The organism is Cloacibacterium sp., from assembly GCF_047601505.1.
Taxonomy (GTDB): Bacteria; Bacteroidota; Bacteroidia; order Flavobacteriales; family Weeksellaceae; genus Cloacibacterium.
The window spans coordinates 807339-831261 of the sequence record NZ_JASGJD010000001.1 but is presented as its reverse complement, the minus strand read 5'-3'; the positions used below and the strand labels follow the sequence as shown (position 1 = coordinate 831261).

At 32.7% G+C, this 23923-nt stretch carries 32 protein-coding genes; 10 read left to right on the top strand and 22 right to left on the bottom strand.

Annotated elements, in window-relative coordinates:
• Nucleotides 1-6: 6 nt before the first annotated feature.
• The 16 genes from rplN to rpsL all read right to left on the bottom strand — a co-directional run bounded on the left by rplN (nt 7) and on the right by rpsL (nt 9420).
• Entirely contained in the window at nt 7-375 is a 369-nt protein-coding gene (gene rplN / locus QM746_RS03885; protein ID WP_414983017.1) for a 50S ribosomal protein L14, read from the bottom strand.
• The gene (gene rpsQ, locus QM746_RS03880) at nt 375-632 is read right to left on the bottom strand and encodes a 30S ribosomal protein S17 (protein WP_414985116.1); all 258 of its coding nucleotides are present in this window, start codon (nt 630-632) and stop codon (nt 375-377) included. The genes rplN and rpsQ overlap by 1 nt, the downstream gene beginning before the upstream one ends.
• Nucleotides 633-641: 9 nt before the next feature.
• Nucleotides 642-827 carry a 50S ribosomal protein L29 gene (gene rpmC / locus QM746_RS03875; RefSeq protein ID WP_188616937.1) on the bottom strand — a complete coding sequence of 62 codons (186 nt, stop codon included), beginning with the start codon at nt 825-827 and terminating at the stop codon, nt 642-644.
• Nucleotides 828-838: 11 nt separating this feature from the next.
• Nucleotides 839-1264 carry a 50S ribosomal protein L16 gene (rplP, locus tag QM746_RS03870; RefSeq protein ID WP_414983016.1) on the bottom strand — a complete coding sequence of 142 codons (426 nt, stop codon included), beginning with the start codon at nt 1262-1264 and terminating at the stop codon, nt 839-841.
• Between the two features lie 82 nt (nt 1265-1346).
• A complete protein-coding gene (gene rpsC / locus QM746_RS03865; protein ID WP_414983015.1) occupies nt 1347-2057 on the bottom strand; it encodes a 30S ribosomal protein S3 in 711 nt (236 codons plus the stop codon).
• Between the two features lie 8 nt (nt 2058-2065).
• A complete protein-coding gene (rplV, locus tag QM746_RS03860; RefSeq protein WP_414983014.1) occupies nt 2066-2470 on the bottom strand; it encodes a 50S ribosomal protein L22 in 405 nt (134 codons plus the stop codon).
• A 2-nt stretch (nt 2471-2472) separates the two neighbouring features.
• A complete protein-coding gene (gene rpsS / locus QM746_RS03855; protein WP_069800889.1) occupies nt 2473-2751 on the bottom strand; it encodes a 30S ribosomal protein S19 in 279 nt (92 codons plus the stop codon).
• Between the two features lie 2 nt (nt 2752-2753).
• The gene (gene rplB, locus QM746_RS03850) at nt 2754-3575 is read right to left on the bottom strand and encodes a 50S ribosomal protein L2 (protein WP_414983013.1); all 822 of its coding nucleotides are present in this window, start codon (nt 3573-3575) and stop codon (nt 2754-2756) included.
• 22 nt (nt 3576-3597) lie between these two features.
• Nucleotides 3598-3888, bottom strand: a complete 291-nt coding sequence (gene rplW / locus QM746_RS03845; RefSeq protein ID WP_414983012.1) for a 50S ribosomal protein L23 — start codon at nt 3886-3888, stop codon at nt 3598-3600.
• 3 nt (nt 3889-3891) lie between these two features.
• Nucleotides 3892-4521 carry a 50S ribosomal protein L4 gene (gene rplD / locus QM746_RS03840; RefSeq protein WP_414983011.1) on the bottom strand — a complete coding sequence of 210 codons (630 nt, stop codon included), beginning with the start codon at nt 4519-4521 and terminating at the stop codon, nt 3892-3894.
• A complete protein-coding gene (gene rplC, locus QM746_RS03835; protein ID WP_414983010.1) occupies nt 4512-5138 on the bottom strand; it encodes a 50S ribosomal protein L3 in 627 nt (208 codons plus the stop codon). Before rplC ends, rplD begins: the two co-directional genes overlap by 10 nt.
• Before the next feature lie 275 nt (nt 5139-5413).
• Nucleotides 5414-5890 (bottom strand): low affinity iron permease family protein, encoded by a 477-nt coding sequence (locus tag QM746_RS03830; RefSeq protein WP_414983009.1) that lies wholly within the window; start codon nt 5888-5890, stop codon nt 5414-5416.
• 168 nt (nt 5891-6058) lie between these two features.
• Nucleotides 6059-6364 (bottom strand): 30S ribosomal protein S10, encoded by a 306-nt coding sequence (gene rpsJ / locus QM746_RS03825; protein ID WP_002661363.1) that lies wholly within the window; start codon nt 6362-6364, stop codon nt 6059-6061.
• A gap of 18 nt (nt 6365-6382) precedes the next feature.
• Entirely contained in the window at nt 6383-8500 is a 2118-nt protein-coding gene (gene fusA, locus QM746_RS03820) for an elongation factor G (RefSeq protein ID WP_414983008.1), read from the bottom strand.
• 7 nt (nt 8501-8507) lie between these two features.
• Complete coding sequence (rpsG, locus tag QM746_RS03815; RefSeq protein ID WP_414983007.1) at nt 8508-8984, bottom strand: 30S ribosomal protein S7; 477 nt, start codon at nt 8982-8984, stop codon at nt 8508-8510.
• A 22-nt stretch (nt 8985-9006) separates the two neighbouring features.
• Complete coding sequence (gene rpsL / locus QM746_RS03810; protein ID WP_414983006.1) at nt 9007-9420, bottom strand: 30S ribosomal protein S12; 414 nt, start codon at nt 9418-9420, stop codon at nt 9007-9009.
• A gap of 153 nt (nt 9421-9573) precedes the next feature.
• Between rpsL and QM746_RS03805 the strand changes: the two genes are divergently transcribed.
• From QM746_RS03805 to QM746_RS03770, 8 genes are all read left to right on the top strand, one after another.
• Nucleotides 9574-10431 (top strand): hypothetical protein, encoded by an 858-nt coding sequence (locus tag QM746_RS03805; protein ID WP_414983005.1) that lies wholly within the window; start codon nt 9574-9576, stop codon nt 10429-10431.
• 95 nt (nt 10432-10526) lie between these two features.
• Nucleotides 10527-11003 carry a Dps family protein gene (locus QM746_RS03800; protein ID WP_069800864.1) on the top strand — a complete coding sequence of 159 codons (477 nt, stop codon included), beginning with the start codon at nt 10527-10529 and terminating at the stop codon, nt 11001-11003.
• Nucleotides 11004-11229: 226 nt separating this feature from the next.
• Complete coding sequence (locus QM746_RS03795) at nt 11230-12546, top strand: ammonium transporter (protein ID WP_414983004.1); 1317 nt, start codon at nt 11230-11232, stop codon at nt 12544-12546.
• Between the two features lie 55 nt (nt 12547-12601).
• Entirely contained in the window at nt 12602-13690 is a 1089-nt protein-coding gene (locus QM746_RS03790; RefSeq protein WP_414983003.1) for an outer membrane beta-barrel protein, read from the top strand.
• Between the two features lie 102 nt (nt 13691-13792).
• Nucleotides 13793-14254, top strand: coding sequence for a YciI family protein (locus tag QM746_RS03785; RefSeq protein ID WP_414983002.1), 462 nt, complete (start codon nt 13793-13795; stop codon nt 14252-14254).
• Between the two features lie 146 nt (nt 14255-14400).
• A complete protein-coding gene (pncB, locus tag QM746_RS03780; protein ID WP_414985115.1) occupies nt 14401-15576 on the top strand; it encodes a nicotinate phosphoribosyltransferase in 1176 nt (391 codons plus the stop codon).
• A gap of 46 nt (nt 15577-15622) precedes the next feature.
• Nucleotides 15623-17119 (top strand): DNA recombination protein RmuC, encoded by a 1497-nt coding sequence (gene rmuC, locus QM746_RS03775; RefSeq protein WP_414983001.1) that lies wholly within the window; start codon nt 15623-15625, stop codon nt 17117-17119.
• A gap of 52 nt (nt 17120-17171) precedes the next feature.
• Nucleotides 17172-17942 carry a TrmH family RNA methyltransferase gene (locus QM746_RS03770; RefSeq protein ID WP_414983000.1) on the top strand — a complete coding sequence of 257 codons (771 nt, stop codon included), beginning with the start codon at nt 17172-17174 and terminating at the stop codon, nt 17940-17942.
• Nucleotides 17943-17991: 49 nt separating this feature from the next.
• Here the strand turns inward: QM746_RS03770 and QM746_RS03765 are convergent, their stop codons facing one another.
• Nucleotides 17992-18276 (bottom strand): hypothetical protein, encoded by a 285-nt coding sequence (locus tag QM746_RS03765; RefSeq protein WP_414982999.1) that lies wholly within the window; start codon nt 18274-18276, stop codon nt 17992-17994.
• A 257-nt stretch (nt 18277-18533) separates the two neighbouring features.
• Entirely contained in the window at nt 18534-18731 is a 198-nt protein-coding gene (locus tag QM746_RS03760) for a hypothetical protein (protein WP_414982998.1), read from the bottom strand.
• A 170-nt stretch (nt 18732-18901) separates the two neighbouring features.
• On the opposite strand from QM746_RS03760, the gene QM746_RS03755 reads away from it, so the two are divergent.
• Nucleotides 18902-20029, top strand: coding sequence for a hypothetical protein (locus QM746_RS03755; RefSeq protein WP_414982997.1), 1128 nt, complete (start codon nt 18902-18904; stop codon nt 20027-20029).
• Complete coding sequence (locus QM746_RS03750) at nt 20016-20582, top strand: hypothetical protein (RefSeq protein WP_414982996.1); 567 nt, start codon at nt 20016-20018, stop codon at nt 20580-20582. The genes QM746_RS03755 and QM746_RS03750 overlap by 14 nt, the downstream gene beginning before the upstream one ends.
• On the opposite strand, the gene QM746_RS03745 is transcribed toward QM746_RS03750, so the two are convergent.
• From QM746_RS03745 to QM746_RS03730, 4 genes are read right to left on the bottom strand one after another with little or no spacing between them, the layout of a single operon-like run.
• Complete coding sequence (locus tag QM746_RS03745) at nt 20522-21061, bottom strand: 5-formyltetrahydrofolate cyclo-ligase (RefSeq protein ID WP_414982995.1); 540 nt, start codon at nt 21059-21061, stop codon at nt 20522-20524. The genes QM746_RS03750 and QM746_RS03745 overlap by 61 nt on opposite strands.
• A 43-nt stretch (nt 21062-21104) precedes the next feature.
• Nucleotides 21105-21335, bottom strand: a complete 231-nt coding sequence (locus tag QM746_RS03740) for a ferredoxin (protein ID WP_374360113.1) — start codon at nt 21333-21335, stop codon at nt 21105-21107.
• Entirely contained in the window at nt 21335-22348 is a 1014-nt protein-coding gene (locus QM746_RS03735) for a radical SAM protein (RefSeq protein ID WP_414982994.1), read from the bottom strand. Before QM746_RS03735 ends, QM746_RS03740 begins: the two co-directional genes overlap by 1 nt.
• Complete coding sequence (locus tag QM746_RS03730; protein ID WP_414982993.1) at nt 22349-23593, bottom strand: peptidase U32 family protein; 1245 nt, start codon at nt 23591-23593, stop codon at nt 22349-22351.
• Nucleotides 23594-23923 lie beyond the last annotated feature (330 nt).

Here is a 23923-nt window from a genome sequence, read left to right as displayed (position 1 = left end):
TTAAAATTATAATACTTCAGGAGCTAATGAAATGATTTTCATATATTCTTTGTCTCTCAATTCACGAGCAACTGGTCCGAAAACACGAGTTCCTCTCATTTCTCCAGCTGCGTTTAGAAGAACGCAAGCATTGTCATCAAAAGAGATGTAAGATCCATCTTTTCTTCTAACAGCTTTTTTAGTTCTTACGATTACAGCTTTAGATACTTGTCCTTTTTTAGCGTTTCCTGATGGAGTAGCGTCTTTGATAGTAACTACGATTTTATCACCAACAGAAGCGTATCTTCTTCTAGTACCCCCTAGAACTCTGATTACTAGTACTTCTTTAGCACCTGTGTTATCAGCAACTTTTAATCTTGATTCGGTTTGTAACATTACTTAGCTCTTTCAATTATATTTACTAATCTCCATCTTTTATTTTTGCTCAAAGGTCTTGTTTCTTGAATTAGAACTTTATCTCCTTCGTTGCACTCGTTGTTTTCATCATGAGCGGTATATTTTTTTGTTTTCAAAACGAATTTACCGTACATAGGATGTTTTACTCTCGTTGTTTCACTTACAACAATGGTTTTTTCCATTTTATTGCTAGAAACTATTCCGATTCTTTCTTTTCTTAAATTTCTTTCCATGATAAAATGAAATTATTGTTTGTTAGTTAACTCAGTTTCAAGTCTTGCGATTGTTCTTCTTAAATCTCTGATACTGATAGGATTTTCAATCGGGCTAATTCTGTGCGCTAATTTCATTTTAGTGTAATCAGCTTTAAGAGCAGCTAATTGATTTTTGATATCTCCTGCGCTTAGATTTTTGATGTCAGCTTTTTTCATTTTTCAAAGATTTATTGAGGTTGAACAAAATCGTTTGCTACTACAAATTTAGTAACTACAGGAAGTTTTTGAGCTGCAAGTCTTAATGCTTCTTTAGCAACTTCGTAAGGTACACCTCCTATTTCAAACATCACTTTACCAGGTTTTACTACAGCTACCCAATATTCTACAGCACCTTTACCTTTACCCATCCTTACTTCGGCTGGTTTTTTAGTAATTGGCTTATCTGGGAATATTTTGATCCATAGTTGCCCTTCTCTCTTCATATATCTTGTAGCAGCGATACGAGCTGCTTCAATTTGTCTTGCAGTGATCCAAGCACCGTCTATTGCTTTAATTCCGAATGTTCCGTAAGCTAACTGATGACCTCTGTTAGCGTTACCTTTCATTTTCATTTTATGAACTCTACGGAATTTGGTTCTTTTGGGTTGTAACATAATTTCTTAAATTTTAGATTTTAGATTTTAGATTTTAAAAAAGTAACGGTGATTTAAAAAATATCCTCTAAAATTTGATTAATTATTTTTTATCTCTTGGTCTTCTGTTATCTCTTCCACCAGAAGGTCCTTTTTTCTGTTGACCAACAAGTGGAGATAATTCTCTCTTGCCGTAAACTTCACCCTTCATGATCCAAACTTTTACTCCTAACTTTCCGTATTGAGTAAGTGCTTCACCAATATGATAATCGATATCTGCTCTGAAAGTAGACAATGGGATTCTTCCTTCTTTGAAAGATTCTGATCTTGCCATTTCAGCACCGTTTAATCTACCAGAGATTTGAACTTTGATACCTTCTGCGCCCATTCTCATGGTGCTAGTTATAGCCATTTTAACAGCTCTTCTGTAAGAGATTCTGTTTTCTATTTGCTTAGCAATACTTTCTGCTACTAGAATTGCGTCTAGTTCTGGTCTTTTAATTTCGAAAATGTTGATTTGGATATCTTTATCAGTAATCTTTTTCAACTCTTCTTTTAATTTATCAACTTCTTGACCACCTTTTCCGATGATAAGACCTGGTCTTGCAGTAGTAATTGTTACTGTTACTAATTTTAGGGTTCTCTCGATGTAGATTCTAGAGATACCACCTTTAGATAATCTAGCTTCAAGGTATCTTCTGATTTTGTAGTCTTCAGCGATTCTGTCTCCATAATCGTTACCACCAAACCAGTTAGAATCCCATCCTCTGATGATTCCTAATCTATTACCAATTGGATTTGTCTTCTGTCCCATACCTTTGATTATTGATTATCTTGTTTGTTACCTAATATTAATGTTACATGATTAGATCTTTTTCTAATTCTGTAACCTCTACCTTGTGGTGCAGGTCTTAATCTCTTAAGTTGTCTTGCACTGTCTACAAATATTTCTTTTACGAAAAGATTTGCTGCTTCAATATCAGCTCCTTCGTTTTTCACTTGCCAGTTTGCAATAGCTGAAAGAAGAAGTTTTTCTAATTTATTAGAAGCATCTTTTTTAGAATATTTTAGAATATATAGAGCTTTATCTACGTTTTCTCCACGGATGATATCAGCAACGAGTCTCATTTTTCTTGGAGAAGACGGACAATTGTTTAATGAAGCTTTTACAACATCTTTGCTAGCTTCCTTTCTTGCGATTGCGCTATCTTGTTTTCTTGATCCCATGATTATCTGCTACCTTTATTTTTGTTACCCGAGTGACCTCTAAAAGATCTTGTTGGAGAAAATTCGCCTAACTTATGTCCTACCATGTTTTCAGTTACATAAACTGGGATAAAAGATTTCCCGTTGTGTACTGCTATAGTTTGACCTACCATGTCTGGAGAAATCATTGATGCTCTAGACCATGTTTTGATAACTGTTTTCTTATTTTGTTCTATGTTCGCCTGAACCTTTTTTTCTAAATGATGAGCGATGAAAGGTCCTTTTTTAAGTGATCTTGCCATAATTATTTTCTTTTAGATACGATGTAACGGTTAGACACTTTGTTTTTCTTTCTAGTCTTGTAACCTTTAGCTGGTTTACCGTTTCTAGATCTTGGGTGACCACCAGAAGATCTACCTTCACCACCTCCCATTGGGTGATCTACAGGGTTCATAGCTACAGCTCTAGTTCTTGGTCTTTTACCTAACCATCTGCTTCTACCAGCTTTACCAGAAACGGTAAGTTGGTGATCTGAGTTAGATACAGAGCCAATCATAGCCATACATTCTACTAAAATCATTCTAGATTCTCCTGAAGGCAATTTGATAATTGCATATTTACCATCTCTAGAAGTTAATTGAGCAGAAGAACCTGCACTTCTAGCAAGGATAGCACCTTGCCCTGGTCTTAGTTCGATGCAAGAGATAACAGTACCTAATGGTATGTTTTTCAATTTCATTGCATTCCCTACTTCAGGTTCTACACTTTCTCCAGAAACTACAGTTTGACCTACTTTAATACCGTTTGGAGCAACGATGTATCTCTTTTCTCCATCTGTGTATTCTACTAAAGCGATAAACGCAGTTCTGTTTGGATCGTACTCCACAGATAAAACAGTTGCAGCAACATCAAATTTATTTCTTTTGAAATCGATGATTCTGTACTTCTTTTTGTGTCCACCTCCGGTATAACGCATGGTCATTTTACCAGTGTTATTTCTACCACCAGATTTCATAAGACCTACTGTAAGGCTTTTCTCTGGTTTATTGGTAGTAATTTCTTCAAAATTGTTTACAATTCTGAATCTCTGTCCTGGGGTGATAGGTTTTAATTTTCTAACAGACATTACTATTAATTATATAAAATTATTAATTCGTTGCAAAAATATCAATGGTTTCGCCATCTACTAGCTGCACCAAAGCTTTTTTCAATTTGTTGGTTTTACCTACTTGTAAACCTTTTTTAGTGTATTTCGAAGATACTTTAGGAGCATAAATCATTGTTCTTACATCCTCTACCTTTACACTATAAGCAGCTTCAACAGCTAATTTGATTTGGATTTTATTAGCTTTAGTATCTACTAAAAACGTATAAACTCCTTTCAATTCTGACTGGCTGTTTGCTTTTTCTGAAATGATTGGTTTAATAATAACTGACATGACTTATTTTCTTAAATTTTCTTGAAATTTTTCTACAGCACCTTCAAAGAATACTACTTCACCAGCGTTAACTAAATCGTAAGAAGAGATTTCGTTATAAGTTAAAACTTTAACTTTTGGTAAGTTTCTTGAAGATAAATATACATTCTTGTTTGCATCAGCAAGCACGAATAATGCTTTTTTGCCTTCCAAACCTAATGCATTGAAAACATTGATAAATTCTTTAGTCTTAGGAGCAGCAAAAGTTACTTCTTCTAAAACTTTAATTGAGTTTTCTCTCATTTTTTGAGAAAGAACAGATTTTTTAGCCAATCTTTTTAATGCTTTATTCAATTTGAATCTGTAGTCTCTTGGTTTTGGACCGAATACTCTACCCCCACCTTTGAAAGTTGGAGATTTAATATCACCATATCTAGCAGAACCAGATCCTTTTTGTTTTTTAAGCTTTCTGGTAGAAGCAGTAATTTCGCTTCTTTCTTTAGCTTTATGAGTCCCTTGTCTTTGTGCAGCAAGGTATTGTTTCACTTCTAAGTAAACCGCATGCTGATTTGGCTCAATACCGAAGATTGCTTCGTCTAACTGAACAGTTCTTCCGGTTTCTTTTCCTGATGTATTTAATACTACTAGTTCCATTTCTTGATAATTACATAAGAATTTTTAGCTCCCGGAACAGCACCTTTTACTACTAAAAGATTTTGTTCTTGATCGATTTTTAACACCTGAAGGTTTTGAACAGTTACCTGTTTACCTCCCATTCTACCAGCCATTCTAAGTCCTTTGAAAACTCTAGAAGGGTCAGACCCTGCACCGATAGAACCTGGAGCTCTTAATCTGTTGTGCTGACCATGGGTAGCTTGCATTACACCTCCAAAGTTATGTCTCTTAACAACCCCTTGGAAACCTTTACCTTTAGAAGTACCTGTAACGTCTACAAATTCACCTTCGTTGAACATTGTTACGTTTACATCTTCTCCTACTTTCACTTCGTGTTCAAATTCATTTCTGAATTCAACAATTTTCGCTTTCGGCGTTACACCAGCCTTTTTAAAATGACCAGCTAACGCTTTAGAAACGTTCTTCTCACTCTTGTCATCGAAACCTAGTTGAACTGCTGCATAGCCATCAACTTCTTCGGTTCTGACCTGTAAAACCGCACATGGACCAGCTTGAATAACTGTACAAGGAATGTTTTTCCCGTCTTCGTTAAACAAAGATGTCATACCGATTTTTTTACCAATAATACCTGACATTATTAATATATTATACTTAAATTATTTTTTAAAACTGTCTATTTTAGAGGACTTAAGCAATATCTACGTTTGAAATAGGCATACTTCTTCCCTAAAATGAGTGTGCAAATGTAAGAATATTTTTTGAATTGACAAGAAAAGATTTCAAAAATATTTAATTTTTAATGAGTTAGCTCATTTTTTATAAAATCGAAAACAGAATTTTTTCATTTGTAAAGAATAAAGAGAAGCTATTAAAACTTCTCTTCTATAAAATAATCTTAAGATTTACTTTCTTATTTTTTCAGCCATTCTTCATGTTTTTTTAAGAAAAATTCATGCTTATGGCTTTGATTTCTTTCGGCTGCATCTATAGAATGTGAAGCATGAATATTAGCATCCTTCAAAGCAAGCTGCGCCAGTTTTTCGTAGAAATAATGAAGCTGATCTAGCTCTTCTTCGCTCAAATCTTCTATATCTACAATTCTATTGCTGGCTTTTTCGTTGGCTGCAATTAATTCATTTAGTTTTATTTGAATTGCTTTAGAATCTTTATTCTGTGTTTTTTGAATTAAAAAAACCATTAAGAACGTAATAATTGTAGTACCTGTATTGATGACTAATTGCCACGTCTCGGAATAATTAAAAACCGGACCTGTAATTGCCCAAATTAATACAATGCTTACTGCTGATATAAACGCAACAGAACTACCCGTAAATTTGGTAGCCCAATTGGCAAATTTTTCGAAGAGATTATTTTTAGATTTTTTCATTTTATAAAATTTAAGATAAATGTACAAAATCTACAAAAACAAACCTCCCAAACTTTACAGCTTGGGAGGTTTTATCATAGCACGCTTCGACTTCGCTCAGCGCTTGGAAACTTTATTGTGAGTACTAGAAAACTTCCATCATCAGATTTCCATCTTCTAGCATAATTATCACACTTTAATTTCTACGTCTACACCACTTGGCAACTCTAATTTCATTAGAGCGTCAACAGTTTTAGAAGAAGAAGAATAGATATCCATCAATCTCTTATGAGCAGAAAGTTGGAATTGTTCTCTTGCTTTCTTGTTTACGTGTGGTGATCTAAGAACTGTAAAGATTCTTTTGTTAGTTGGCAATGGGATTGGCCCATTTACAACAGCACCAGTAGCTTTTACAGTTTTAACGATTTTTTCAGCAGATTTATCTACTAAGTTGTAATCGTAAGACTTTAATTTTATTCTGATTCTTTGTGACATTTTCTTAATTTTTAAAGATTAACCTCTTGCTTTAGCAATTACGTCTTCTGCGATATTTGTAGGAGCTGGTTCGTATTTTTCGAACTCCATAGAAGAAGTAGCTCTACCAGAAGATAATGTTCTAAGCGAAGTAACATAACCAAACATTTCAGATAGTGGAACGAAAGCTTTGATCACTTTAGCGTTGTTTCTATCGTCCATACCGTTTACAGTACCTCTTCTTCTGTTAAGGTCTCCTACGATATCTCCCATATATTCTTCAGGTGTTACTACCTCAAGTTTCATAATAGGCTCCATAATTACAGCTTTAGCAGCTCTTCCAGATTCTTTGAATCCCATTTTAGCAGCTAATTCGAAAGACAATTGATCTGAATCCACTGCGTGGAATGAACCATCTTTAAGAGTAACTTTCATTGCTTCTACTTCGAAACCAGCCAAAGGACCGTTTTTCATAGATTCTTTGAAACCTTTCTCTACTGAAGGGATAAATTCTCTTGGGATGTTACCACCTTTAATTTCGTTGATGAATTCAAGACCAGTTTTACCTTCGTCTGCAGGACCAATTTCGAATACGATATCTGCGAACTTACCTCTACCACCAGATTGTTTTTTGTAAACTTCTCTGTGATTAGCAACTTGTGTAAGAGCTTCTTTGTATTCTACTTGTGGTTGACCTTGGTTAACCTCTACTTTAAATTCTCTTCTTAGACGGTCTACAATGATATCTAAGTGAAGCTCACCCATACCAGAGATAATTGTTTGTCCAGAAGCTTCGTCTGTTTTTACTTGGAAAGTAGGATCTTCTTCAGCCAATTTAGCTAGAGCGTTACCTAATTTATCTTGGTCTGCTTTAGTTTTAGGTTCTACAGCGATACCAATTACTGGATCAGGGAAAATCATAGATTCTAAAACGATAGGATTCTTTTCATCAGAAAGTGTATCCCCTGTTTTAATATCTTTAAAACCTACAGCTGCACCAATATCTCCTGCTTCAATATATTCTACAGGGTTTTGCTTGTTAGCGTGCATTTGATAGATTCTAGAAATTCTTTCTTTGTTTCCAGACCTTGTATTAAGAACATAAGAACCAGCATCTAGTCTTCCTGAATAAGCTCTAAAGAATGCTAATCTACCTACGAATGGGTCTGTAGCAATTTTGAAAGCTAATGCAGCGAAAGGCTCTTTTACGTCTGGTTTTCTTACAATATCAGCATCAGTTCTAGGGTCAGTTCCTTTGATATCATCTTTATCTAGTGGAGAAGGAAGATATTTACAAACTGCATCTAGCATAAACTGTACTCCTTTGTTTTTGAAAGAAGAACCACAAGTCATAGGAATGATAGACAAATCAATAGTAGCAGCTCTAAGCGCAGCATTGATTTCTTCTTCAGTAATAGAATCTGGATCTTCGAAGAATTTTTCCATTAGAGTTTCATCGTAATCAGCTACTGCTTCTACTAATTTTTCTCTATATTCCATTACCTCATCTTTCATATCTTCAGGAATTGGAACTACTTCAAAAGTTGCACCTTGTCCTGCTTCATCCCAGATGATTGCTCTGTTTTTAATTAAATCTACTACACCTTTGAAATCTTCCTCAGCACCGATTGGTAAAACGATTGGCACAGCGTTAGAACCTAGCATTTCTTTAACTTGTTTTACAACGTTAAGGAAATCAGCACCTTGTCTGTCCATTTTGTTTACGAATCCCATTCTCGCTACTTTGTAGTTATCAGCCAATCTCCAGTTGGTTTCAGACTGAGGTTCTACACCATCTACTGCAGAGAATAAGAATACCAAACCATCTAAAACTCTAAGAGATCTGTTAACCTCTACTGTGAAGTCAACGTGTCCCGGTGTATCGATGATATTGAAGTGGTAAGGTAATGTTTCTGGTAATTTCTTACCTTGGTCTGTTGGGAAATTCCAAGAACAAGTAGTTGCAGCAGAAGTAATAGTAATACCTCTTTCTGCTTCCTGCTCCATCCAGTCCATTGTAGAAGCACCATCGTGAACTTCTCCAATTTTGTGGTTTACACCTGTATAGAAAAGGATACGTTCTGTAGTGGTAGTTTTACCGGCATCAATGTGTGCGGCAATCCCAATATTTCTTGTGTATTTAAGATCTCTACTCATTTCTTAATTAAAATTTAAAGTGAGAGAAAGCTTTGTTAGCTTCTGCCATTTTGTGAGTATCAGTTTTCTTCTTGAAAGCAGCACCTTCTTCTCTAGAAGCAGCGATAACTTCTGCAGCTAATTTCTGAGCCATAGATTTATCGTTTCTAGCAGTAGAGTACTTAATTAACCATTTCATAGCCATAGAAATTTTTCTATCTGCTCTGATTGGCATTGGGATTTGGAAGTTTGCACCACCTACTCTTCTAGAACGCACTTCTACGTGAGGCATTACATTAGTAAGGGCATCTTTCCAAATTTCTAAAGAAGTTTTTTCGTTGTCTCCTTTTTTAGCTTCTACGATATCTAACGCATCATAGAAAATTCTGAAAGCGATAGATTTTTTACCATCTACCATCAGATTATTTACAAATCTTGTTACCAATTGATCATTAAATTTTGGATCTGGTAACAACGGTCTTTTTTTTGCTTTTGTTTTTCTCATTGTTCTGTTCCTTATTTAATGATTACTTTTTCTTACCTTTTGCAGGAGCTGCAGCAGCTTGGCCTGGTTTAGGTCTTTTAGCACCGTACTTAGATCTTCTTTGAAGTCTTCCGTTCACTCCGGCAGTATCTAAAGCACCACGAACAATGTGATATCTAACTCCCGGTAAATCTTTTACTCTTCCGCCACGTACTAATACTATCGAGTGCTCTTGGAGGTTATGTCCTTCTCCCGGGATGTAGGCGTTAACTTCTTTTCCGTTTGAAAGTCTTACTCTGGCAACTTTTCTAAGTGCTGAGTTAGGTTTCTTAGGAGTAGTTGTATATACTCTCGTACATACGCCTCTTCTTTGTGGACATGAATCCAAAGCAGCCGATTTGCTCTTCTTAGCAAGTGTGGCTCTTCCTTTTCTAACTAATTGTTGAATAGTAGGCATTTGATTGCTTTATATTATTTTATATTTTAGGGTGCAAAAGTATAAATATTTTTTGAACTGACAAAATAACTATCACATAAATAATATGTTAATTTTCATCTTTTTATATTCTAGATTTTATTTATTTTTACATCTCTTAAAAAAATTACAGCCATGAAAAACACCCTTCCAATTCTATTCATTATTATTTCTCACTTTATTAATGCACAAGTAGAAAAGAAAAATGTAAGTTCAGGAGAAATCACAATAATAACCAACGACAAAATAAAATTTCAAAACTTATCTTGGAAAAACGACAAAGCCTATTACTATAATTTAGAATCTAATAAAAATGAAGAGTTATATGATGCCTCAATCATAAGCATTCAAGAAAAGAAACTCCAAGACCTTGGTATAAAAACACTAGAACCCATAGTTGACAATTTATACAGACCCAACTACCCCGAAGGAATCTACAGTACAAAAGAAGAATTTATTAACAAAAAACCGTCTTCTAATAAAAAAATCACAAAAAGAGGTTTAATTGGATGGGAAAAGCCAATTATTAACAATGATGAAAGGGTTTGCTTTTTCTTTGATGAAAAGGAATCAAAAATAAAAAATGTCTTTGCTATTGTATATGATGGCATTCTCTATTTTAACATACAAAACATTCTTAAACACAGAAACAAAACAGATAGAGCACAAGATAGCGACAACCCAAATTCTTTTGCAAGAGTATTTATTGGTGGTGAAAAATATTTATATACAGAAATTAACATAGGAAATGTTTGGGAAAAAGCATTTGCATACGGAGCGATTGGAGGAGCTGCTGGCGGATCTTTAGCACAGATGGCAAATCACTACAAAGGAGTGGTTTGGGATTACAAAAATTTAGAATTTAATATTTTTAAAAATTGTTTAGATTATAATGATTTCATAAAGGACAAATCCCCATCAGACATCCAAAAATGTGACAAAACCCAACTAGATAATTATAAAGTCCAAAATGTCATGGAGAAAATAAAATAAAGTATCATCAATTTTCAATATAGCTAAGACCAATCATCTGATTATGAACATTTGAATTAATTTGCACTAAATTTACCTCATAAAGATTATACAAAATGAAAAATTCTAGTATTATTGGCTTAAAAGAAGCCGACTGTAAAAAAATTGCAGAGAAATTAAATGTTCTTTTAGCAAATTATTCCGTATTTTATCAAAACACAAGAGGTGCACATTGGAACATAAAAGGAAATCAATTTTTCACACTTCACCCAAAATTTGAAGAATTATACAACGGATTGGTTTTAAAAATTGATGCAATTGCAGAAAGAATCTTAACTCTCGGCGCAGCTCCCGCTCACAATTACTCCGAATATTTAAAAGTTTCTACCATTAAAGAAAGCAGCGAAGTTTCTGACGCTAACAAATGTGTAGAAGGAATTTTAGCTTCATTTAAAATAGTAATAGATTTACAAAGAGAACTTCTAGACCTTACCGAGAAGGCTGGCGACGAAGGAACCAACTCTCAAATGAGCGATTACATTACCGAACAAGAAAAAGAAGTTTGGATGTACAATGCTTACCTTGCAAAATAACTTTTTTTCATTATAAATAATTAACGGCTGTCCCAAAAGTGAGACAGCCTCTTTTTTTTACCCCAACATAACAATTTTAATTATTTAAGTTAAAATTTCATAAATACCCCTAATTTTTTCAACATTAATTCACTAAAAATAACTTTTTTTTAACAAATACCCTATTTTGATTTGGATATAAAAATTTATTTCATACTTTTGTCTAGAATTTAAAAGTTGAATTGATATGAGAAAATGGATTTTACTAGCTTCGCTAGTTGTTTTAGGCTTACTATGCCTATTTTCAGGAACACTTTTCCCTGAAACACCAGTAGATGAAAAAAGCATCCCAGAATTTAGCAGCGCAGACATTGCATGGATGTTAGTATCTTCTGCCATGGTACTCATCATGACGCCTGGTCTTGGATTTTTCTATGGCGGCATGGTAAGAAAGAAAAATGTAATCAGTACCATTTTGCAAAGTTTTATTGCAATGGGTGTAATTACAGTAGTTTGGGTAGTTATAGGATTCGGTCTTGCTTTTGGAGACTCAATCGGAGGAATTGTAGGAAACCCATCTAAATTTCTTTTCTTCAATAATGTTGGTACCAAAACCGCTTGGTCTCTTGCACCAACCATCCCATTAATGCTTTTTGCAGTTTTCCAAATGAAATTTGCAATTATTACACCAGCGCTTATTTCTGGAGCTTTTGCAGAAAGAATTAGATTCTGGGGATATTTATTATTTATCATTTTATTCTCAATATTTATTTATTCGCCTTTAGCACACGCTGTATGGCATCCAGACGGAATTTTATTTAAATACGGAGTTCTAGACTTCGCTGGAGGAACCGTAGTTCACATGAGCGCAGGTTGGGCAGCTTTAGCAGGAGCTTTATTCTTAAAAAAGAGAACAGAAATTATACACGACCCTAGCAGAATTTCTTACGTAATCTTAGGAACTGCATTACTTTGGTTTGGATGGTTCGGTTTCAATGCTGGTTCAGCAGTAAGTTCTAGTTCATTAGCGGTACAAGCATTCGCTAACACTACAGTTGCATCAGCAGCAGCAGCAATAGGATGGGGATTCATCGAAAAAATTAAAGGTAGAAAACTTTCAGCAATGGGCGTAAGTATAGGTGCAGTAGTAGGTTTAGTTGCTATTACACCAGCAGCAGGTTTCGTAACCGTTCCTCACTCAATTTTAATAGGAATTATTGCCGTAGTAGTAAGTAGTTTTGTAGTAGATTTAAGAGGAAAAACAAATATTGACGACACTTTAGATGTATTCCCTTGTCATGGTGTTGGCGGTATGGTAGGAATGATTTTAACCGGAGTTTTTGCAACACCTACTGTAAATGCAGCCGTTGTAGAACCAGGATTATTCTACGGAGGAACAGACTTATTTCTAAAACATCTAGTTGCATTAGTTGGCGTATCTGTATTCGCTTTCTTTGGTTCTTACATTTTACTTTACATTACTAATCTAATCACTCCTTTAAGAGTAAATGAAGAATACGAAAAAGAAGGATTAGATATTACACAACACGGAGAGTCTTTATAATCTCTCAACACAAAAAAAATTATAAAACCCGTTTCACCCTTAAAAAAATACATTTATGAAAACTCTAAAATCTATAAATAAGCTTGCTTATTTAGTCACGACACTATGCGCATCTTTAACTTTTGCTCAGGAAGAAGCAAGCTGGCTAAAAGGCTTCAAATTAAGTGGAAATGCTGATATTTTTTACAAAGCAGATTTCGCAGGAAGTGACAACAATACAAAGACTAGCTTCACTCAACCTAACAACTCTTTTGAATTAGGAATGTTTTCTTTAAAACTTACTCATACTTCAGGGAAATTTACCACTGTAGCAGATTTAGGTTTTGGAAACAGAGCAGAACAGTTTAATTACACCGCAGACAACACAAAATTCTTAATCAAACAATTGTTTATAGATTATGCTGCAACGGATAAACTTACATTAACAGCTGGTTCTTGGGGCACACATGTTGGTTACGAATTGTTAGACGCACCAGAAAACGACATTTATAGCATGTCTTATGCTTTCTCTTATGGACCTTTTTTACATACAGGTTTTAAAGCAAACTACGTTGCAGATAAATTCAATTTTATGGCGGGAGTTGTAAATCCTACAGATTTTAAATCTGCTTTTCACACTGCCGACCCAACTACTGGAGAGAGTTTTAAAAATAAATTCTTTATTTGGCAAATTGGTTACGCTGGAGACAAACTAAGTGCATTCTTAAACGGACAACACGGGAGCTACAACCCTTGGAGCAATAACGTCTCTCAGTTTGATTTAACTGCTGCTTATAAATTTACAGACAAATTCAAACTTGGTGTTAATGCAACTACAGCTACATTTAGTTCAGATATCTCTGGTGTAGATAAACAAACTTGGTCTTCTTTAGTTGGTTATCTTAAATATGATGTAACAGACAGTTTTGCATTGAATTATAGAGCTGAATATCTAGACAACAAAGACAACGCACTTGCATTAGGCGCAACAAACGGAAATACAATTTTCGCGAACACCATTTCCGCAACACTTAAACAAGGAAACTTCCAACTAAAACCAGAAATTAGATTTGAAAGTTCTAATGAAGATGTATATTTCAAAAAAGACGGAAACGCAACAGGAAGTTCTGCAAACTTCTTAATTGCTGCAGTTTACAAATTCTAAACTTTAATCAGGCATTTATATAATTTGCTCAAGTTTTATAGCTTGGGCATTTTTGTTTTATTATAATTTCTAATTTTGCGAAAAACACTAAAAAATATAAAAATGAAAACATTATTATCATTCATAACTCTACTAACGTTCTCCAATTTAATATTTGCTCAATCTGATGCCAAAATATTCAACAAAAAACTAGCAGATTCTCTTAATGCAGACCAAAGAGGCATGAAAACCTACATGCTCGTAATTCTAAAAACAGGACCAAAAGACAAAGAAATTACTGATAAAGAAAAGAGAAGCGAACTTTTCAAAGGACATTTCTCCAACATGGAAGCAATGGAAAAAGCCGGCAAATTAAAACTCGCTGGACCTTTTGCTACAAAAAACTCACTTCAATATAGAGGAATTTTTCTTCTTGATGTAAAAACTGAAGACGAAGCAAAAACTTTACTTCAAAATGACCCAACGATAAAAAATGGAATCTTTGAATGTGAAATTCTTCCTTGGTACGGCTCTGCTGCCATTCCAATGCATCTTAAATACCACAAAATGATTTCCAAAGAATAAAATATATTTTAAATTTCGCAGAAACAAAGAAATTTAAATAATCACAAAAAAACATTTACCAAATTCTAAACTCAAATAAAATATGGAATCCCTACATTTGTACAGTAAGAAAAATTATAGAATTTAGAAAAATAAAATTTAGAACCATTTTGACCAGACTAAACTCCATTTTAGATAACGATTTTTATAAAATTACGATGCAAAACGCAGTCGTAAAATTATTTCCGAAACAAATCGTAAAATATCAATTCATCAATCGTGGCAAACACCATTTCCCAGAAGGTTTTGCGGAAGAACTTAGAGCCTCCGTTAATGCAATGGCAGAGCTAAAACTCACCAAAGATGAGAAGAAATTCATGGCAAAAACTTGTCCGTATATCGATTTGCCTTATTTAGACTTTCTAGAAGGCTACCGTTTTGATCCTTCCGAAGTTCACATCAAGCAAATTGGGAACGATGTAGAAGTTACCGTAGAAGGTCTTTGGTACAGAACAATTCTCTGGGAAGTTCCACTTTTAGCACTCATTTCAGAATTGCACTACGAAATGAATCATCTGGAAAGAAATTCTAACGAAATAGTTATCGAAAACACACTTACAAAAGCCGAAAAACTAAACAATCTAGGAGTTACATACGCAGAATTTGGCACCAGAAGAAGGCATTCTTACAAAGTACACGATTTGGTAATTGGCTCTCTTGCAAAAAAAGAAAACACCACTTTCATTGGCTCTTCCAACGTACATTTCGCTATGAAATATGGTGTGAAAACAATCGGAACTCACGCCCACGAATGGTTTATGTTTCACGCCGCCGAATACGGTTTCAAGATGGCAAATAAAATTGCACTAGACCATTGGGTAGATGTTTACAGAGGAGATTTGGGAGTAGCACTTTCAGATACTTTTACCACAGATGTTTTCTTCAATCAGTTTGATAAAAAATTCACAAAATTATTTGACGGCGTTCGTCACGACAGCGGAGACCCTTTAGAATTTGCAGATAAAACCATTGCACATTACAAGAAAAACGGCATCAATCCTCTATTCAAATACATTATTTTTTCAGATGGATTGAATTTGGAAAAAGTAGAAGAAATTACCAATTATTGTTGTGAAAAAATTGGAGTTTCCTTCGGAATCGGCACCAATTTAACTAATGACGTTGGCTTAAAACCAATGAATATTGTAATGAAACTCATTGGAGTAAAATCGGACAACGGAGAATGGATTCCTACCGTAAAACTTTCTGACGAAAAAGGAAAATATACTGGAGACCCGAAAATGATAGAACTGGCAAAAGAATTTTTGAGAATTAAAGATTAAAAAATTCCAAAATCATAAATCTAAATTTTATCAATATCTTTGACGTATGGAAATTCTATACATTATTCTCAGTTTTATTCTTGGCGGAGTTCTAGCTTATTTTATTGTGAAATCCTCATCGGTTTCGAGGAAAATTCACGATGAACTCAATCAAAATTTCATAAAAAAAGAAGCAGATTTAAGAAATTCGGAAATTAAAATTTCGGAGATTTCAGAAGCCTTAAAACTAGAAAAGGAAACCAACCTTTCTCAAACTGAAATTCTAAACCAACTCAAAACAGAATTGGCAAAAATTTCTGCTGAAAACAATGCTAAAATTCAAAAAATTGCAGAACAAAACGAACTCAACCAAAAACAAAACAACGAAATAAAAGATTTACAAAACGAAAAAAACAATCTCATCGCTTTAAAATCTGAACTTTCTGCACAAAACGAAAGTCTTCAAAAATTATTAGATTCACAGAAAGAAGAAATTGTAAAAATTCAGGAAGAAGCAAAACTGCAGTTCGAGAATTTGGCTAATAAAATTTTAGAAGAAAAGACGGAGAAATTCACCACACTTAATCAAAACAATTTAAAAACAATTCTTGAACCTTTTCAAGAAAAAATTTCCGAACTAAAAAACCGAGTAAACGAAGCGTACGAAAAAGAAAACAAAGAACGCTTTTCGCTTGCTGAAAAAGTAAAAGAATTAGCAGAACTGAATCAACAAATTTCGGAAGATGCCAAAAAATTAACAAGAGCTTTGAAAGGCGAAAGCAAAACCCAAGGAAACTGGGGAGAAATGATTTTGGAAAGCATTTTAGAAAAATCTGGCTTGGTAAAAGGCAGAGAATATTTCTTGGAACACCAATTAACAGACGAAAACAATAAAGTTATTTTCTCTGAATTTTCTGGTAAAAAAATGCGACCAGATGCCGTTATAAAATATCCAGACGAAAGAAATGTGATTATAGATTCTAAAGTTTCGCTTACTGCTTTCACAGAATTGGTAGATGAGACAGATTCTGAGGTTTACGCCAATAAACTCAATCAACATCTTGGTTCCGTTAAAAATCACATTCAACAGTTATCTCAGAAAGCATACGACGATTACGAAAAATCTCTAGATTTTGTAATGATGTTTATCCCAAGTGAACCAGCTTATATCGCAGCAATGCAAGCCGACTCAAACCTTTGGAATTATGCTTATGAAAGAAGAATTTTATTGCTTAATCCGAGCAATTTAATTACTTCTCTCAAATTAATTGCAGACCTTTGGAAAAGAGAATACCAAAGCCGAAATGCTATGGAAATTGCTGAACGAGGTGCAAAATTGTATGATAAATTCGTAGGTTTTGTAGAAAATTTAGAAAAAATTGGAAAAAATATTGACAACGCAAAAAGCTCTTACAATGACGCTTACAAGCAACTTTCTACAGGAAATGACAATTTAATTGTTCAAACTCAAAAATTAAGAGCTCTTGGAATAAAAAATAAAAAACAATTGCCAAACAGTTTAAGTGAAGAAGTAGCCAACCAAATTGATTTTTCTGAGGAATAAATTTACAAAAACAACAAATTTCAAAACACTACAACTCCTTTTCAAATAAAACATGATTATAGAAAGCTTACAAAACGAAAAAATAAAAAATCTCAATAGATTAATTACCGACAACCGTTTTCGCAAGAAATCTAGAGTTTTTGTGGTGGAAGGACAACAAGAAAACGAACGAGCTCTGCAATTTGGATTCGAAAATGTAGAATTTTTTATCTGTGAACCTATTTTTGGAATCAATCATCCAGAAGGAAAGAAACATTTTGTTTCCGCACAAGTTTATGAAAAACTAGCTTACCGAGGATCCTCAGAAGGAATTATCGGAATTTACAAAGCAAAAGAATTTAATTTAAAAGAACATCAACCAAAAGAAAACGCTTCTGTAATTGTAGTAGAATCTATAGAAAAACCAGGAAATTTGGGCGCAATTTTGAGAAGTTGTGAAGCATTTGGCATTGATGCACTCATCGTTACCGATTCAAAAGTAGATTTTTACAATCCAAACGTTTTAAGAAGTAGCGTTGGTTGCTTTTTCGGAATGAATGTATTTTCGGCGACTAACGAAGAAACTTTGGCGTTTTTACAAGAAAATCAATTCAAAATCTTTACCACTTTTATGGACGAAAGTGCCGAAGATATTTATAAGAAAAATTTCAACGAAAAATCTGCTTTATTCTTCGGAACAGAACATTCTGGTTTAAGTGATATTTGGCTTAATAAAGGCGAAAACATCCTCATCCCAATGTCTGGAACAATAGATTCTTTAAACTTAAGCAATGCAGTTGCCATAACCTGCTACGAAATTCTAAGACAAAAACTCACAAAATAAAAGAGCCTTTCAAATTTGAAAGGCTCCGTTTTTCTTTTTAAATAATCTACTACTTTTTAGCAGCTGCTTCCACTTTTGCAGCACCTTCTTTAACGGCGCCAGCGGCATCTTTTACAGCATTTTTAGTAGCATCTTTTAATTCATCTGCTTTTTTCTCAACTTTAGTTGCTGTAGAATCCATTTTCACTTTAGCTGAATCCAAGGCAACATTTGCAGAATCTACGTTTGCATTTACTGTAGAATCTACAGCTTCCACTTTTTCTTTAGTTGCTGTTTTATCACAAGCTACTAATGCTAGAGCAGCAAAAGCTGCTACAAATAATGATTTTTTCATAATAATAAAATTTAAATTGGTTGTTAAAAATATTAATTTGTTCTTGATTAACAAGACAAATGTAAAACCATTAAAAAAACATTATTAGAAAATCATTTGTAAATATCATTGTAAAATTAGTTTTCAAAAAAAATAAAAACTTACAAAAGATAGACAGCAATTGTAAAATTATAAAAACTTACTTTTGCAATAGTTAAAATAAAAAAAAACCACTCGCAAGGCGAATGGCTTATTTTTTTAGCTAAATAATTCTAAAATTATTTTTTAGCAGCAGTTGAATCAGCTACAACAGCAGTTGAATCTACTTTAGTTGAATCAGCAGCAGTTGAATCTACAGCAGTTGAATCAGCAGCAACAGCAGTTGAATCAGCAGCAGGAGTTTCAGTAGTTTCAGATTTTTTACAAGCAACAACAGCTAAAGCAGCGATAGCAGCTACAAATAATGATTTTTTCATAATAAATAAAATTTTAAAATTGTTATTAAATAAGTTTTTGTTCACTTTTAACGAGACAAAGGTATGGCGATAACGAAATTTGCGTATGAAAATTAATTGTAATATCTTTGTAAAACAGTTTTACAAAAAAACATAACTGAAAATCAAACCATTAAATTATTTCTAAAAAATTGGCAGATTTAGATTTATTACATTTTGAACAGCTAAAACAAGAAGTTCAAGCAGAATATTTAAAGAATCACCATCCTTCATTCGATGATATTTCGAAATGGAAAGGTATAGATATTATATACTTCCAAGAAGATTTAAGAAGAAAAGCTAAAGGAAATATTAGCGAAAAGTCTTTCTACACTTACTTTAAAAGCAATCCAACAACAAAACTACCAAGAATAGACATGCTAAATCTGCTTTCTATGTATGTAGATTATCAGTCTTGGTACGATTTTAAAAGGAAAAACCTTTTCGCAAACGAGATAATCTCAGAAAATGACAGTTCTGCAGAAAATGAAATTGAAGGAGAAGAAATTTTGGAATTAGGAGAAATTAATACTGAAACTAATGTTCAAAAAACTGAAGAAAAATCAATTGAAAATATTATTTTACAAAATAACAACATTGAAAATCAAAAACATATAGAAAATTCAACAAATGAAGTAAAGAAAAAAAAGAATCTAATTTTTAATTTTTATACTCATTTTAAAGAATTTATTTGGTTAGGAATTTCTGCAATATTACTAGCAATGGTTTTGGTGTTGATATTTTGGCAAAGAATTTTCGCTACAGAATACTCTTTCACATTTATTGATGCCGACAGAAATACCAAAATAACGGATGAAATAGAAATAAAAGTTCTAAAAGAAAATGAAACTCCTCTACAATATAATTTAGAAAACGGTAAGGATTTTGTATATCAAACTCAAAGTAAAACTTTAAAAATGGTAGTAAATTCTCCATTTTATAAAAAAGATACCATAATAAGAACGCTAGATCCTGCACGAACAAAAGAAGTAATAGAATTAGAACCAGATGTTTATTCTCAAACATTATTTTACTATTCTACAAACGATATTAATAAAAAAAGAGAAGAACTTGACAAAATAATAAGCAATAGTGCTTTAATTTATCAAGTTTATGATAACTATGGCGTAGAAACCCTTAATAAAGAGACCTATATTGGTTTAGTGACAACGCCAACAACATCTTTGAAAAATTTCAAGATGATTGAAACAAAAGTGAGCCCAGAGACTAAAAAAATCATTCTTATCAAATTCAAAATACAAGAAGATGAAAATAAATAAAAACCTCCTATTTTCTTTTTTCATCATAGCTATCGGAATTCTTTCGTGTAAAAAAGAAAACACTCAAAGTGATATAGACAAATTAAGAGAAGCCACCAATAGCAACGTAAGCATAGATAGCACCCAAGCTATTGCAAGCATTACGAAACAAAAATTACAGGAATTATATGACATTTCAGCTCTTTACACATCTGGAAATAGAAATACAGCAATAGACTCTTTAAATTACAGACAAATACAAGGTTATTTTATAAAAAAAGATTCTGGAAACGTCACCAATCTTTTTAAAGAATTAGACAGTCTGAGAGTAAGATATGTAAAAATTAAAAATGTAGAAATCTCTACTGAGATTAAAGAAAAAGACACACTAGATTTTGCAAAATATACTGTAGAATATAGAAATAGTGAACAAAAATCTTTAGGAGAATTCACTAAAAAGTCTCAATACGACCTCATTAAAAAAACCGGGAAAATAAAAAATGAATTCAAATTTTATTTTGTAAGCATTGATATCCCAGAAAAAGACAGTATTTCATCTGGAGTGATTAAATAATCTAGTTTTACATCCAATTCTGAAATATCATCAATAATATCAGTCGGTGAGAAGTAATTCACGCCGATTTTTTTTGCATCAGAATTAATGGTTTGGAAGAATTTATCATAAAACCCTTTTCCATAACCTACTCTATTCCCAAAAAAATCACAATATAACAACGGCGTAATAACATAATCAAAAACAGTTTCTTCATTTTGATTAGACAAAGGCTCTAAAATTCCCCAAGAATTTTCAATTAAAATCGTTTCGGGAGTGAATTTAACCGAAATTAAATCTTTATCAATAATTTTAGGAATAAAAACATTCACTTTTTTACTCCAAAGAAAATTTATAAACTCTAAAGTATTAATTTCTTTGAATTTTGAAATAGGCAAAAAAATACTAACTTTTTGATTTTCAATTACATTAAATTGTAAAATGAATTTATCAAAAATTTTTTCAGATAAAAAATTGACCTCATCTTTTGATAAGGTCATTCTTTTTTCCAAATATATTTTTCTCAAATCTTTTTTAAACATTTTATATCTCTTTTACAGAAATTATTTTCACCGGACAAGCTTTTGCTGCTTTATCGCATGGCTCAAAAGCATCTGGAATAGGAGTTTTAATGGTAAAAAAACCCTTTTTATCTACCGATTTCAATAGGACAGACTTTCCATCTTTCTTAGACATTCGGAAATATTCTGGTGCAAATTCAGCACAATAATTACAACCAATACACTTATCTCTTTGCAATGTAACAATTACCATTATTCTATTATATCGTAATTTAAACTTAATTTGCTTTCTAATTCTAGCATTTGTTCTTTACTTTTAAAAACTTTAGAAAGTAAATCTTTACTCCAATTTATTTTTTTAGAAAATTCATTAAAACTCTCATTTTTCCAATCAAAATCTTTTTTCCAAAAATGCGTAGGCGAAATGTAACAATAAGTATAATTATAAATAAAACTAGAAAGATTATTTTCTTTTGTAAGACTATTAAATGATTTATTAGCCAAAAGAGTAATACCTCTTGTAATACATTCTTTTTCGATATTTGCAATCATTGCATCATAATCATTAGATAAAGAAGAAATATCAAAATTATTATATTCAGTTTCACCAATTTTCTTAATAGGTCTTATTTGTAAAACATCTATTTTAAATTTCCCAAAATTATCAAAAAAATGATTTAATGAATAAAAGTTATCTTTATTAAAAGTATAATTAATTCTCAATTTAAGATTCGGAAACTCTTTTTTTATATTAGAAATTTCGTTCAAGGCGCTACTAAATTTTTCGTAAGAGGCTTTTCCCATAAACTCCTCATACTCTTCTTTGTGCACACCGTGAAGAGAGATTGTAAACTCATCTAAACCTTCAGTCGCTAATTCTCTTATCAGCTCTTTGTTGAGTAAATTAGCATTAGTAGTAAGAGAAATATATGGGACTTTTTTTTTCTTCCCAAGAGCTACTATCCTGCTTAATTGTTTATAAAGTGTTGGCTCTGTTCCGCATCCAATTTGCAATTTTAAAGCTCTACCAAAGAAGATATCTGCTAATCTATCCAAATCTTCTTCAGGAAAAATACCTTTTAACTTTCTTACATAATTCTCGTCTGTAAAATAACACATTTTACAACGTAAATTACACGCCATAACAGGATCAAAATTAACGGCAAGGTATCTTTTATTAAGTTTATGCAATAACCAAATCCCTAGAAATTTAATTCTATGATTTTTTAGATATCTATTAAATTTTAAGAGTTGGTAAACATTCATCTATGCCTGAACTATTTTATATAATTTATCGCTTGGACGAACTCTAAAATCTGTTTTAAAAGTAATAACATCTGCTTTTGAAGCTTTTTCTGAAACTCCAACACCATCTACCATCATTTCTTTCACAGACATTTCTTGTGAGCCAGTTGTTGGTCCTTGTATTAAAACAGTATCTCCTACATTTAAATCATAAGCTTCAATTAAAAATTCTGCAATATTAGATTTTGGATAAAAATGTCTTCCTTTTCCAATATAAATTTTCTTTTGAGTAGCATTAGAACCAGAGTTTGGCGACCATTCTCCAAGTTCTTGACCTAGATAATAACCACTCCAGAAACCTCTGTTGTATACTTTTTCTAGTTCTTTCATCCATTCTTCTACCTTTTCTGAGCCGAAGGTTCCATTTGCAATACTATCAATAGCTTCTCTATAACATTTTGTAACTGTTGCCACATATTCTGGTGCTCTACCTCTTCCTTCCACTTTAAGAACTTTTACCCCAGCATCTACAATTTGATCTAAAAATCCAATCGTACAAAGGTCTTTTGGAGACATCATATACTCGTTATCTAACTCAATTTCAAAACCAGATTCTTGGTCTATAACGGTATATTTTTTTCTGCAATTTTGCTTACAAGCACCTCTATTAGCAGAAGAGTTGTGAGAATGAAGACTTAGATAACATTTTCCAGAAACAGCCATACAAAGCGCTCCATGCCCAAAAATTTCTATTTCAACCAAATTACCAGAAGGTCCTTTAATTTGCTCTTTCTCAATTTGATTACAAATTTTCTTAATCTGACTTATAGAAAGTTCTCTACTCATCACCATTGTATCAGCAAAAAGTGCATAAAACTTGACTGTTTCAATATTAGTAATATTAATCTGAGTAGAAATATGAACTTCCAATCCTATTTGTCTTGCATAAGCAATTACCGCTTGATCCATTGCAATTACAGCCGTCAAATCTGCTGCTTTTGCCTTATCTAACAATGTTTTTATGATAGAAAGATCATGGTCATATATAATTGTATTAAGAGTAAGATAAGTTCTCACACCTTTTTCTTTACATCTTTTAGAAATTTCTGGCAAATCATCAATAGTAAAATTCATCGATGCTCTGGCACGCATATTAAGTTGCTCTACACCGAAATATACAGAATCAGCACCATTATCTAGCGCTGCTTGTAAAGAAGTGAAATCTCCTGCTGGAGACATTAGCTCTATTCTACCGCTTTTTGTCATTCTAACTTTTTTGAAAATTTTTGCAAAGATAGTTTTTTTAGAATTATTCTAAAAAGCTAAGAAATAGATTGATTCTATATTACTTAATAGCGAATTTTCTTATTACCAAGAAAATAAAACAAACCAATCACTAAACCTATAATTATAATCGACACTAACATAATCTGTAAAAGTTTAAACTGATTTTATCAAGAACTAAATTAAAATAGTCTTCAAAACACAGCAATACGTAGCCCAGATGATTTAATCTATTTTTAATGAATTATAAAATGATTTAAAACACGTTAAACTTTGTTAAATGTATTACACTAACAATTTAGTGAACACTAT